The sequence below is a fragment of the Brachybacterium sp. NPDC056505 genome (genome assembly GCF_042794925.1).
Taxonomy (GTDB): domain Bacteria; phylum Actinomycetota; class Actinomycetes; order Actinomycetales; family Dermabacteraceae; genus Brachybacterium; species Brachybacterium kimchii.
In genome coordinates, this window is sequence record NZ_JBHTSV010000001.1 from 305,025 (window position 1) to 317,796 (window position 12,772).

The 12,772-nt window shown below is 72.5% G+C and carries 10 protein-coding genes; 5 read left to right on the forward strand and 5 right to left on the reverse strand.

Annotated elements, in window-relative coordinates:
• Window positions 1-16: 16 nt before the first annotated feature.
• Window positions 17-1,633, reverse strand: a complete 1,617-nt coding sequence (locus tag ACFQ53_RS01410) for a PTS ascorbate transporter subunit IIC (RefSeq protein ID WP_377854258.1) — start codon at window positions 1,631-1,633, stop codon at window positions 17-19.
• An 80-nt stretch (window positions 1,634-1,713) separates the two neighbouring features.
• Window positions 1,714-2,613: a PTS sugar transporter subunit IIA gene (locus ACFQ53_RS01415; protein ID WP_377854260.1), complete on the reverse strand. Its 900-nt coding sequence runs from the start codon at window positions 2,611-2,613 to the stop codon at window positions 1,714-1,716.
• 586 nt (window positions 2,614-3,199) lie between these two features.
• Here ACFQ53_RS01415 and nagE point away from each other — a divergent pair.
• Together nagE and ACFQ53_RS01425 are read left to right on the forward strand one after the other, a co-directional pair.
• Window positions 3,200-5,167 carry an N-acetylglucosamine-specific PTS transporter subunit IIBC gene (gene nagE, locus ACFQ53_RS01420; RefSeq protein ID WP_377854263.1) on the forward strand — a complete coding sequence of 656 codons (1,968 nt, stop codon included), beginning with the start codon at window positions 3,200-3,202 and terminating at the stop codon, window positions 5,165-5,167.
• A gap of 127 nt (window positions 5,168-5,294) precedes the next feature.
• The gene (locus ACFQ53_RS01425) at window positions 5,295-6,323 is read left to right on the forward strand and encodes a YdcF family protein (RefSeq protein WP_377854266.1); all 1,029 of its coding nucleotides are present in this window, start codon (window positions 5,295-5,297) and stop codon (window positions 6,321-6,323) included.
• Window positions 6,324-6,371: 48 nt separating this feature from the next.
• On the opposite strand, the gene ACFQ53_RS01430 is transcribed toward ACFQ53_RS01425, so the two are convergent.
• Complete coding sequence (locus ACFQ53_RS01430) at window positions 6,372-7,913, reverse strand: aldehyde dehydrogenase family protein (RefSeq protein WP_377854268.1); 1,542 nt, start codon at window positions 7,911-7,913, stop codon at window positions 6,372-6,374.
• A 145-nt stretch (window positions 7,914-8,058) separates the two neighbouring features.
• Window positions 8,059-8,508, reverse strand: a complete 450-nt coding sequence (locus tag ACFQ53_RS01435; RefSeq protein ID WP_377854270.1) for a VOC family protein — start codon at window positions 8,506-8,508, stop codon at window positions 8,059-8,061.
• Between the two features lie 127 nt (window positions 8,509-8,635).
• On the opposite strand from ACFQ53_RS01435, the gene ACFQ53_RS01440 reads away from it, so the two are divergent.
• Both ACFQ53_RS01440 and ACFQ53_RS01445 read left to right on the forward strand, forming a co-directional pair.
• Entirely contained in the window at window positions 8,636-9,604 is a 969-nt protein-coding gene (locus ACFQ53_RS01440; protein WP_377854273.1) for a helix-turn-helix transcriptional regulator, read from the forward strand.
• Window positions 9,591-10,160, forward strand: a complete 570-nt coding sequence (locus ACFQ53_RS01445) for a YdeI family protein (protein ID WP_377854276.1) — start codon at window positions 9,591-9,593, stop codon at window positions 10,158-10,160. Before ACFQ53_RS01440 ends, ACFQ53_RS01445 begins: the two co-directional genes overlap by 14 nt.
• Before the next feature lie 109 nt (window positions 10,161-10,269).
• Here the strand turns inward: ACFQ53_RS01445 and ACFQ53_RS01450 are convergent, their stop codons facing one another.
• Window positions 10,270-11,571, reverse strand: a complete 1,302-nt coding sequence (locus ACFQ53_RS01450) for a four-carbon acid sugar kinase family protein (RefSeq protein WP_377854279.1) — start codon at window positions 11,569-11,571, stop codon at window positions 10,270-10,272.
• A gap of 239 nt (window positions 11,572-11,810) precedes the next feature.
• On the opposite strand from ACFQ53_RS01450, the gene ACFQ53_RS01455 reads away from it, so the two are divergent.
• On the forward strand, window positions 11,811-12,578 hold the full coding sequence (locus ACFQ53_RS01455) for a sulfite exporter TauE/SafE family protein (RefSeq protein ID WP_377854282.1): 768 nt from the start codon (window positions 11,811-11,813) through the stop codon (window positions 12,576-12,578).
• Window positions 12,579-12,772 lie beyond the last annotated feature (194 nt).

Consider the following 12,772-nt stretch of genomic DNA (forward strand, 5'->3'; position numbering starts at 1 on the left):
CGGCGGATGTCCGGCGTCAGCTCTCCGGGGACGGGGGAGGAGTCGGCGCGCCCACCGGCGGAGCGACCCGCGGATAGCGCGCGGCGGTGCCGCCCGCGACCGAGCCGGTCCCGTCGACCCCGCCGGCCCTGTCGACCGCGCCGACTCCGTCGGACGCTCCCGTCGCACTCCCGCCGTCCGCACCGGCCTCGACCAGGCTCGCGCGCGCCGGCGCCGGATCCCAGCCCCGGTCCACGACGCGCTTCTGCACCGTGATCGCCGCACCGAGGATGACCAGGCCGATCACGGCGAGGATGATCGAGCCCAGCAGCACGCCGAGGCGCGCGCCGTAGCCGATGAGGATGCCGAACCAGCCGAAGTCGGTGTCGCCGAAGGTCGTGTTGGCCGACCCGAAGGTGCCCAGCACCTTCAGCAGCAGCGCCGGCAGGAAGGTGACCAGCAGGCCGTTGACGAACGCGCCGGCGACCGCGCCGCGGCGTCCGCCGGTCGCGTTGCCGTAGACGCCCGCGGCGCCACCGGTGAAGAAGTGGGGGACGAGCCCGGGCAGGATCAGCGCCAGCCCGAACAACGGACCGAACACCGTGCCGAGCAGCAGCAGGCCCACGAGTCCGCCCACGAAGCTCGAGAGGAAGCCGATGAGCACGGCGTTCTGGGCGTAGGGGAAGACGATCGGGGCGTCCAGCGCGGGCACCGCGCCGGGCACGACGCGCGCGGCGATGCCCTGGAAGGCGGGCACGAGCTCGCCGAGGATCGTGCGCACGCCGAACAGGATCACCGCGACAGCGATGCCGAACTGCAGGCCCTGAGTCACCGACTGCATGAGGTAGTTGCCCACGTTCGTCGCCCCGCCCTCGAAGGCGGTGAACGCCGTCTTCTCGCCGGCGCGGACCAGGTAGACGACGGCGACGATCACGTACATGAGCACCATCGACAACGCGGTCGCGACCATGGAGTCGCGCAGGAAGCGCAGCGACTCGGGCACCTTGAGGTCCTCCGTCGAGCGGCTCTTCCCCTTCGGATCGACGAGTCGGCCGACGCTGCCCGCGGCGATGTACCCGGCGGTGCCGAAGTGGCCGATGGCGATCGAGTCGTCGCCCGTGATGCGCCGGGTCCAGGGCTGGGCGAGCGCGGGCAGCGACACCATCAGCACGCCCAGCAGCGCGGCCCCGAGGATCACCACGACGGGCGAGGGCATGCCCGCCGAGGCCATGACGATCGTGATCAGGGTGGCCATGAACAGCAGGTGGTGGCCGGTGAGGAACACGTAGCGCAACGGCGTGAAGCGCGCGAGCAGGATCGCGACCACGAACCCCAGGATCATCAGCCAGGACACCTGGGCGCCGAACTGCTCCTGGGCGATGCCGGCGATCGCCTCGTTCGTGGGCACCACGCCCTGCGCCCCGAGCGCGCCCTGGATCATCGCGCCGAGCGGTGTGAGCGAGGCGGTCACGAGCGTGGCCCCGGCCCCGATGAGCAGGAAGCCGAGCACCGCCTTGATCGCACCGCCGGCGATCTGACCGACGCTCTTGCGCAGGGCGATCAGGCCGATCGCGGTGATGATGCCGATGAGGAACGCGGGGACGCTCAGGATCTCGTTGACGAGGAACTGGGCGATCGCGATGAGGACGTGCATGACGGGCTCCGTGCGGGTGAGAAGGGGAAGCGGGCGACGCGGTCGGCGTCAGCGCGCAGGAAGGATGTGCGGGGTGCGGGTCAGACGGCGTAGAGCCGGCGCAGCGCGGCGTCGATCTCGGCCTGCGAGGTGAAGTTCTCGATGACCTCGACGGGCACGCCCACGTCCCCGAGGGTCTGGGCGATCGCGCCGGAGGTCAGCAGGAAGTCGGCCTCCTTCGCGCGGCCCTTCGCGCTGATCGTGTCGGTCGCCTCGACCGTGAGGTAAGGCGACCAGCCCCAGCGGTCCAGCACCTGCTCGGCGGTGTTCTTCAGGAACAGGCTCGTGCCCAGGCCGTTCCCGCACACGGTGAGGATCAGGTTCTTCGAGGGGACGGCGTCGGCGAGCGCGGCCTGGTCGGCCGGAGCGGCCGGGGCGGCGGGAACGGCCGACGTGGTCGACTCGGCGGCGGCGTCGGCCCTCGAGGGGCCGGTCTCCGACGGGGCTGGGGCGTCGCGTTTCGCCGCGGCGGGCGCTGCGGTGTCACCGTCGAGCGCCGTCAGGACCTCGTCGGCCGAGGACGCCGTGTCCAGGGCGGCGCGGCGCCTCGGATCGGCCAGTGCCCCGGCGAGAGCGGCGAGGGCCTGCTGGTGGGCGGAGTCGTCGGCAGCGGCGAGACCCATGACGATCGTGACCGGGTCGTTGGACTCGTGACCGAAGGTGACGGGCTCCGCGAGACGCACGAAGGACATGCCGGTGCGGACGACGGAGTCGTCGGGCCGAGCGTGGGCGAGGGCGAAGCCCGGGGTGATGACGATGTAGGGGCCGTGCTCGTCGACCGTGCGGAGCATCGCCTCGGTGTACGAGTCGCCGGCGATGCCGGCGACGACGAGCAGCTCGCCTGAGGTTCGGATCGCCGAAGTGCGGTCGTCTGCGGGGGCGTCGAGGCGGATCGCGGAGGCCGGCAGCAGATCGGCGACCGCGGAGGAGGGAGCGGGCATCGGGGACTCCAGGGAGCGCGCGGTCGGTGGGGACATCGAGCGTACGCCGCCTTACGCACGCGACGCTCCTCCTCAGCGCACCGGTGCCCCAGCAGTGCAACGAGCATCGCCCGGCTCCGCGCAGGAGACGCCCGCCCAGGGAGCACGTAATGAGAACGCCCGTCGTCTGGTGAGCACCAGATGCCCAGGTGGTGACGGTTCGCGGAACATCGGCCCGCCGTGGCCCGCGTCGTGCGCACCGGATCGACTGGATCCTCGCCACCGATGGCATCAGCGTGCAGAAGGTCGCCGTCAAAACGTTCCGGGAGCGAGGGCGCTTCCCCTCCGACCACGCCCCGGTCCAGGCGCTCATCGCGCTGGGATGACCCGGACGTCGTGCGGCGGACCCCCATACGTGAATCCTGACACTCTTGCCGCGCGGTCTCGCACTGGAAGCCCACGTCAGAGCGGCGGCGTCGCCGGATCGACCGGGTGGGCCGGAACGGTGTCGTGACCGAACCTGCAGAATTGGGCGCGATCGAGACCGTTCTGGCGCGCAACCCGTCACATTCGGGCAGCGCGGCCTCTGCTCCCACGTAAGGCGACGATGAAGTTCTTCCAACGACTCGGCAGGTCCCTCATGCTGCCGGTGGCGGTCCTGCCGGTGGCCGCGATCCTCAGCGGCCTCGGCTACTGGATCCTCGCCGCGACCGGCAACGACACCAACATCGCGGGCGTCTTCCTGAAGACCGCCGGCGGCGCACTGCTGGACAACCTGGCCCTGCTCTTCGCGATCGGCGTCTCGATCGGCATGGCGACCAAGCCCGACGGGACGTCGGCCCTCTCGGGACTGGTCTCCTGGCTCACGGTGACGACTCTGCTCTCGCCCGACAACGTGGCGCTGTTCAAGAGCATCGACGCAGACCAGGTGAACCCCGCCTTCGACCAGATCGAGAACGTGTTCGTCGGGATCCTCTGCGGTCTCATCGGCGCCTGGACGTACGACCACTTCAAGGACACGAAGCTGCCCGACGCGCTGTCGTTCTTCTCCGGCAAGCGCTCGGTCGCCATCGTCTCCGCCGGCATCTCGCTCGTGCTCGCCCTGGTGCTGTTCTTCCTGTGGCCGCTCGTGTTCAGCGGCCTCGTCGCCTTCGGCGAGTTCACCCTGACCCTCGGCCCCGTGGGCGTGGGCATCTACGGCTTCCTCAACCGACTGCTCATCCCGTTCGGCCTGCACCACGCCCTGAACTCGGTGTTCTGGTTCGACGTCGCGGGCATCAACGACCTCAACAACTTCTTGAGCGGCACGGGCACTTACGGCGAGACCGGCCAGTACATGGCCGGGTTCTTCCCGATCATGATGTTCGGCCTTCCCGGCGCCGCCCTCGCGATGTACACGACGGCCAAGACCAGCCGCCGCAAGATCGCCGCGGGTGTGCTGCTCTCGAGCGCGATCGCCGCGTTCTTCGTCGGCGTCACCGAGCCGCTCGAGTTCTCCTTCATGTTCCTGGCGCCGGGACTGTACGTGGTGCACGCCCTGTTCACCGGCATCTCGATGGCGATCACGGCCGCGCTGCCGGTGCGCATGGGCTTCGGCTTCTCCGGCGGGTTCATCGACCTCGTGCTCGGCTGGGTGAACCCGATGGCCGAGAACCCCTGGGCACTGCCGGTGATGGGCGTGTTCTGGTTCGTCGTCTACTTCCTGTCCTTCCGCTTCATCATCCGCCGCTTCGACCTCAAGACCATCGGCCGCGAGGACGGCGACCCCGAGGCGGCCGAGGATGCGGCCGGCGCGGTCACCGGTGATGCGAAGTACCTCGCCGTCGCCACGGCGTTCCTCGCCGCCCTCGGCGGTCGCGAGAACATCCTGGATCTCGAGAACTGCGCCACCCGCCTGCGCATGCAGGTGGCCGACGCCTCCGTCGTCGATGAAGCCGCGCTGAAGCGGGCCGGCGCCGCGGGCACCATGAAGCCCGGGCGCGGCTCCGTGCAGGTCATCTACGGGACCAACGTCCAGTTCGTGAAGGACGCGATGGACGATGTGATGAGCGGACGCGCGCAGACGCTCGGCACCGCGGAGGCCGAGGCGATCGCCGCCGGCTCCGCGAGCAGCGGCGGGAGCGGCCAGGGCGGCGTCGCGACGGCGAGCCGCACCACCCATCTGGTGCGCCTGCGCCAGGCGCTCGAGGGCACTGCGGTGCCGCTCGCGGACGTCCCGGACCCGACCTTCGCGCAGGCGATCATGGGCCCCGGCATCGCCGTCCAGCCCGCCGACGACCTCGCCGACGCCGTCGTCGTCGCCCCGGCCGCGGGCACCGTGCAGCACGTCTTCGACACCGGGCACGCCGTCGCCCTCACCCTCGACGACGGCACCGAGGTCCTCATCCACGTGGGCCTGGACACCGTCGCCATGAAGGGCCGCGGCTTCGAGACCCTCGTGGCGACCGGTGATCGCGTGGTCGCGGGCATGCCGCTGCTGCGCGTCGACCTGGCCGCGGTGCGGGCCGACGGCCACCCGACGATCACCCCGATCGTCGTCCTCAACGACGCCGACGCGGTCGTCGAGCTGGTCTGAGCCAGGGCCCGGCCTCGCCCAGGCCCGGGGCCGGCCTCCCCGTGTCCGACCACGGGCAGAGGCCGGCCCCGCGCCCTCCCACCGCTGGGGGGATGACCCCGGGAGCGCGGGATGGGACGCTTGACGCATGTCCCTCCTCCTCTCCCCGGTGCCGATCCTGCTGGTCGTCCTCCTGATCCTGTCCCTGCGCAGGGACGCGCGCTGGACGGGCAACGCCTTCCTGCTGTCCCTGACGGCGCTCACGGTCCTCTTCGCGCTGGCCGCGGGATCCGACAGCGCCGCCGGCGCGCTCGTGGGCGGCCTGGTGGTGCTGCTCGTCGTGCTCTCCCCACTGCTCACGCTCGTGCTCATCGGCTTCCTGATCGCCAACGGCGTGTTCATGATGCGCAAGGAGGGTCGGAGCCTGGGGAACCTGCTGTCCCTGCTGGCAGGTCTCGGACTGCTGACCGTCATCGTCGGCGCCGTGATCTCGCTCCGCTTCGCCGCGGAGCACCCGTGGCTCTTCGCCGTCCTCACGTTCGTGGCCCTGCTGGGCACATGGGCCGGGTACGTGCTCACCTCATACCTCGTCTACGACGTGGTCTACGCCTGGATCGCCTCGCGCACCCGCGCCCGCTACGTGATGGTGCACGGCTCGGGCCTCATCCGCGGCAGGGTGCCCAAGCTGCTGGCCAACAGGGTCGACGCGGGCATCGCGCACTGGAGGCGGATCCGCGAGGAGCACCCGGACGCGCTGCTCGTCCTCTCCGGGGGCCAGGGGCCCGACGAGCCCCGCTCGGAGGCCTCGGCGATGGCCGAGCACGCGCGCGAGCAGGGCGTCCCGCAGGAGGCGATCGTGCTCGAGGACCGCTCGCGCACCACGGAGGAGAACCTGCGCAACACGCGCGAGCTCGTCGGCACCGTGCTCCCGGCCGACGGCCCCGGCCTCACCGTCACCAGCAGCTACCACGTGCTGCGCACCGCCGCCCTCGCGCGCCGCGTGGGCCTGGACGCGCAGGTCGCCCCCGCGCGCACCGCCGGCTACTTCTGGCCGAGCGCGTTCCTGCGCGAGGTCGTCGCCCTCGTGAGCAGGCACAAGATCCTGCACATCGTGGTCGCCGCGCTGTTCTGCGTGCCGCTCCCGTTCCTCCTCGCGCTCGTCGTCGCCAACGCCTGAGGTCCGGGAGCCGGGCGGGCCGACGGCAGGGTCAGTACGCCGTGCTGATCAGCGCAGGCCGGAGAGCCTGCGCATGAGCGCCGTGCCGAGCTGCGAGAACGGCGGGCGCATGAGCGCGAGCGAGTCCGGTCGCAGAGGCTTGCGCAGCACGGGCTTGGAGCGGCTGAACGTCTCGAACGAGAAGCGCCCGTGATAGGCGCCGATGCCGCTCTCGCCCACCCCGCCGAACGGCAGCGTGGGCGTCGCGACCTGGATCAGGCCCGCGCCCTCGACGACGGCTCCGGACGAGCTCCTGCGCGCGAACTCGTCCGCGATCCGGCGCGATGCCGTGAAGAGGTAGAGAGCGAGCGGCTTCTCGCCCGCGTTCACGAAGGCGATCGCCTCCTCGGGGCCGCCGACGGGCACGATCGGGAGGATCGGTCCGAAGATCTCCTCGCGCATCACCGCCGGCGTGTTCGCCTCGGTGCGGGAGGCACCGGGGGAGTCGGGCTCGCCCATGACCAGCACCGTCGGCTCGATGTACAGGTCCTCGCGGTCCACGCTCCCGCCGAGCGCGACGCGACCGGCGCCCTTCCCGTCGGCCGCCTCGATGTATCCGGCGAGCCGGTCGAGGTGCCGCGGGGCGACGATGCGCCCGAAGTCGGGACTGCGCGAGGGGTCCTGGCCCCACAGCGCGGCGATCGCGCGCCGCAGTGCCGCGACCAGGGGCTCGACGAGCTCCGGGGTGGTGAGCACGTGGTCGGGCGCGACGCAGGTCTGACCGGCGTTGACGAACTTCGCCCACGCCAGCTGCTGCGCGACCTGCTCGAGATGCGCGGCGTCGTCGACCCATACGGGGCACTTGCCGCCCAGTTCGAGCGTCACCGGGGTCAGGTGCTTCGCGGCGGCCGCCATCACGATCCGGCCGACGCTCCCGTTCCCGGTGTACACGATGTGGTCGAAGCGCTCCTCGAGCAGCATCGTGGTCTCCGGGGCGCCGCCCTCGACCACGGGGAACGCCTCGGCGTCGAGGTAGCGGGGGAGCAGGCGCGCGAGCACCGCGGAGACGGTCGGCGTGACCTCGCTGGGCTTGACCACGGCCGTGCTGCCGGCGGCGATGATCCCCACCAGGGGCGCCAGCAGCAGCTGCACCGGATAGTTCCAGGGGGAGATCACGAGGATCGTGCCCAGCGGCTCGGGCAGCAGATGGGCGGCGGCCGGCCGGAGCATGAGCGGCAGGGGCGCACGGCGCGGTCTCGACCAGCTCTCGAGGCTGCGCAGGGCGTCCTGGATCTCGGACATGACCGGGTAGACCTCGGTGAGGCGGAACTCGGTCGCGCTCTTGCCGAGGTCGGCATCGACCGCCGCCTCGAGCTCGGCGTGGTGCGCCCTGAGCAGGGCGCGAAGGCCCTGCAGCTGGGCGCGTCGGAAGACGGGGGAGCGGCTCGCTCCGCGTGCGAACGCCCGGCGCGCGCCGTCGACGCGCGCGCGGATCAGTGCAGGATCGGTGGTGGGGGCGCGGTCTGCTTCGCGCCTGGCACGGCGCGAGGGAGCGGGCGAGGGGGAGCCCGGTGCCCGCGCACCAGTCGCAGACGAGTCGGTCGCTGGCATCGGTGCCTCCTGGACGGGCCGCGCGGGTGGCTGCTCCGGGCAGTCCTCCCATGGTCGCTTCGCGTTCGACAGTAGCGCGGAAGGGTGTCGGCCGGGCCCCGAGCCCCGGCCCGTCCGCCGCGCGCGGGCGAGCCGGGGCCGATGCTCACGCCGCGGTGCGCACGTCCAGCGACCAGGTGACCCCGAAGCGGTCGGTGAGCATGCCGAAGCCAGCGCTCCAGGCCGAGGCGGCGAGCGGCTCGATCACCCGCGCGCCCTCGGCCAGGCCGTCCCAGATCGGCTGCAGCTCCTCGAGGGAGGCGGCGCTCGCCGAGAGGAAGGACGGCTGGTCGGTGAGGGTGGCGCCGTTCTCGCGGCGGGTGTCGGAGGGGAAGGCGTTCTCGCGCCCGGGGATGTCGTACGCCATCAGCCGCACGCCGTCCTCGGAGCTCAGGCTCCCGAACACGACCTTGTCCGCGTCGGGCGATCCATCGGGCATGCCGAGCTCCCCGTAGGTGGTCGTGGAGACCTCGCCGCCGAACACGCCGCGATAGACGTCGAGCGCGGCGCGCGCGGTGCCGGGCAGGTTCAGGTGAGGGGTGGTGGAGATGCTCATGATCGATCCTCTCGGAGTCCGCGGACGGGCCGCGGTCGGTGCGGGCGACGGCGGTGGTGCCGTCGAGGACGACGATGCCGGGCGAAGAGGACAGGACGGGTCCTCTTCATGGGGGAGGATCGGGAGCATGCCCACCACCTCGTCCCGGATGCTCTCGCTGCTGTCTCTCCTGCAGGTGCCGCGCGCATGGACCGGGCCCGCGCTCGCCGACCGCCTGGGCGTCACCGCGCGCACGGTGCGCCGGGACGTGGACCGGCTGCGCGAGCTGGGGTACGCGATCCGCTCGACGAAGGGTCCCGTGGGCGGGTACCGGCTGGACGCCGGAGAGCGGATGCCGCCCCTGCTCCTGGACGACGAGCAGGCGCTCGCGACCGCGGTGGCCCTGCGCACAGCGCCCGCGAGCGGGGTCGCCATCGAGGAGGCGTCGGCCCGGGCACTCGCCACGATCCTGCAGGTCATGCCCGCTGCGGTCCGGTACCGGGCATCCGCTCTCGACCTCGATGTCGCGCCCGCGGCGGCGCGCGCCGACCCGGCGGTCCTCGAGGCGGTGAGCGCCGCTGCAGCGCGCCACGAGATCCTCCGCTTCGACTACAGCGGCTCGACCTGGCCTCGTCGCACGGAGCCCCACGGGCTCGTCGCCCGCCGAGGGCTCTGGTACCTCGTGGCCTGGGACCTCGAGCGCGAGGAGTGGCGCACCTTCCGCCTGGACCGGATGGCGCCGCGCACACCGTCGGGCCCGCGCTTCACGCCGCGCGAACTGCCCACGGGCCACGCGGCGAGCTTCCTCTCCGCCCACCTCAAAGGGGAGCGCGAGACCGACCGCTGGCCCTGCGAGGGGACCGTCGAGCTCGACCTGACGCCGCCCGAGCTCGCCCCCTGGCTGCCCGATGCGGACGTCGAGGAGATCGGGAACGGCCGGTGCCGCGTCGTGCTCGGCTCCTGGTCCTGGTCGGGCCTGCTCGCCCAGGTCATCCGTCTGGGCGCACCGTTCCGGGTGATCGGCCCGGCCGAGCTCGCCTCCGCGGCGCGCGAGGTGCGCGAATGCCTGGCCGGTGCGATCGAGGACGTGGGAGGCTCTCGCCATGACCCCAGCTGAACTCCCGCCGCCGCTCGTCCTCGCCGACGCCGCGGCATGGCGCGCATGGCTCGACGCCCACGAGGACAGCTCCGACGGCGTCTGGCTGCTGCTCGCGAAGAAGGGCGGCAGCGGGCCGACGACCCTCACCTACCAGCAGGCCCTCGAGGAGGCCCTGTGCAGCGGGTGGATCGACGGGCAGCGCCAGGCGCACGACGAGCACACCTTCCGCCAGCGCTATACCCCGCGCCGTCCGCGCTCGATCTGGTCGCAGCGCAACGTCGAGATCATCGGTCGCCTCGAGGCCGCATCGAGAATGCGCGAGCGCGGACGGGGCGAGGTCGAGAGGGCGAAGGCGGACGGACGCTGGGACAGCGCCTACGCCGGAGCCGCGAGCGCGCAGGTGCCGCCGGCGCTCGCCGACGCGCTCGACGCCTCGCCGCGGGCACGCGCGGCGTTCGATCTGCTCACGGGCAGTGCCCGCTACTCCGCCCTGCACCCGATCCTCAGCGCGACCCGCGAGGCGACCCGCCGCGATCGCATCGCCGCGCTCGTCGAACGGCTCGAGAAGGACTGAGGGCGCGGCCGACGGGCCCGACGAACCGGCAGACCGGCAGACCGGCGGACCGATGGGCCGACGGGGGACGAGCCGACGGGTGAGGGCGTCTGCCGTCGGCCCGACGGGCTCAACCGGTGATGCCGGCGGCCTCGAGCACCCGCAGGAGAGTGTCCTGGTCGCCCACGTTCCCGGGGACCACGATGTACAGCAGCTCGCGGCCGTCCCGGGCGCTCAGGCGCCACGCCGAGATTCCGGGCAGGATCTGCCCGAGCACGTGCGCCGTGCGCGCACCGAGGCCCGCGCGCGCGACCTCCGCCGAGGTGATCCCGCCCTTCGAGATCACGGTGCCGACGCGCGGCAGCAGGCCCGCGACGGCCGTGGTGAGCGCCTCCATCACCCGCTCGCCGTGGTCGAGCGTGCCGTGGCTCGCGGAGCGCTGCCGCTCGGTCGAGAGCAGGAGGAGCGGCGGGGCCTGTTCGGACTGGGTGGCTGGGGCGGTAGTGGCGGCGCGGGCGGCTGTGCCGATCGACGCGACTGTGTCTGCCGCTTCATGCCCTGCCGAGGCGGGATCCGCGAGGGCCGCCTCGGTGTCGATGAGCGCCGGCTCGCCGAATCGCTGCGTGACCTGTGCGAGCTGCGCCGTCGCGCCCGCCGTGTGCGAACCGCACACGAGCAGGGTCTCGCCCGTCGGCCGCTCCAGGGGAAGCGGCAGCCGACCCTCGCTCGCGACCCCCGCGAGGTGGGCCGCGAGCGGGGAGGCCGAGCGCACCACGATCCGCGTGCCGTGCTCCGCCGCCGCGTCGACCGCACGGGCGATCAGCGCGATGTCCTCGTCGGTGACCGCATCGGGCAGGACCACCTCGCCCGGCTCCGCCGCGGTCAGCGCGCGCTCGAGAGCCCCCGCGCGCACGTCGGCCAGGGGCACGGGGACGCCGCGACGGCTCGAGGCTTGCCCCACGTAGTCGGGCAGGTAACCGGTGGTGAAGCCGAACACCGGATCCTCGGCGTACTCCGTCTCGTGGGCAGGCACGTCCCGGCCGTCGATGCGCACCAGGTGCATGCCGTCGCGGGTGGTGCGGCCGCCGTCGGGGAAGGCCGGGACGAACAGCATGACGGCGTCCTCGAGGAACACCTCGGTCTCGGCGAACACGTGCCCGCGCAGCGTCGAATCGCCGCGGAGCACGAAGCGCACCTGCTCGCCGGACCGCTCGCCGACGGCGAGCCCCGCCGCCTGCACGCGCCGCGCCAGGGCGACGGCCTCGTCCGGGGGCAGTGCCCGGCTGTTGGTCTGCACGTACACCGAGTCCGCCCCGGTCAGGGCCTCCTCGAGGTCCCGCTCGAGCGTCTCCTCGGAGAGGTCCAGCAGCACGGTCACGCCGGTCGCGGACTGCGTGCCCGTCGGGTCGTCGTCCAGGACGATGGTCTTCATGGGGTCCTCTCGGGGTGGGTGGGGTGGGGTCGACGTCGGGACGTGGGGAGACTGACAAGAGCCTGTCACGCGGCGGGACCGCACCGGCAGCGCCGCCCGGGCGGCGGACGCCCCCGCCCCGCCGCCCTCGCCGGATGTAGCGTCCTCATCGATCTCGCGCGGCGCCGCGAGCCGCTCCCCGAGGAGGAATCATCAGCGAGCTCCTGTCCCACCTGCCCCAGCTCGGTGCTGCCGAGTGGATGCTCGTCATCGCCGGGGCGCTCGTGGTCGGCTTCTCGAAGTCCGCCCTGCCGGGCGCTGGGACGATCGCCGTGGGCCTTTTCGCCCTCGCCCTGCCGCCCAAGGAGTCGACGGCCGCGCTGCTGATCCTGCTGATCCTGGGCGATGCGACCGCGCTCTGGATGTACCGGCGCGAGCCCGACTGGCGCACGCTGGTCCGGCTGATCCCGAGCGTGCTCGTCGGCCTGGTGGTGGGCGCGCTGTTCCTCAAGTACGCCGACGCCTCGGCCGTGCGCGGCGGCATCGGCGTGATCCTTCTGCTGCTGGTCGCGCTCACCCTGTGGCGCCGCCGCCGCGCGACCCTGCGGGCTCGCCGCCGCGACGAGACCCAGGGTGGCGGGAACGCGGCCGGGGAGGAGGAGCCGACCGTCGGGAGGATCGGGCGCATCGGCTACGGATCGCTCGGCGGCTTCACCACGATGGTCGCGAACGCCGGCGGACCGCCGATGTCCATGTACTTCTACGCGATGCGCATGCCCGTGCTGACGTTCCTGGGGACCTCCGCCTGGTTCTTCGCGATCGTGAACCTGCTGAAGCTGCCGTTCTCGGCGAGCCTGGGCCTGTTCAGCCTGCAGTACGCGCTCATGGACGTGCTGCTCGCGCCGCTGGTCATCCTCAGCGCGCTGATCGGCCGACGCATCGCCCAGCGCGTCCCGCAGAGCGTCTTCGAGAAGGCGATCCTCGTGCTCACCGTGGTCTCCGCGGCCGCGCTGATCGTGGGGGCGTGAGCTAGTTCAGGGCTCGCCGGTGGAGCACGGCGGACCGCCGGCGGACTCTCCGCTCGAGGCGAGCGCTACACGTAGTCAGAGGTCGGGTGACCGGCCATATATGCCGTGACCCGACGTATGACTACGCGAAGTGCACGGGGCCGCCGGAGCCCTGGTCCTCGGCGGCCCCGTGGGCGCGGCCTTCCCGGACGGTC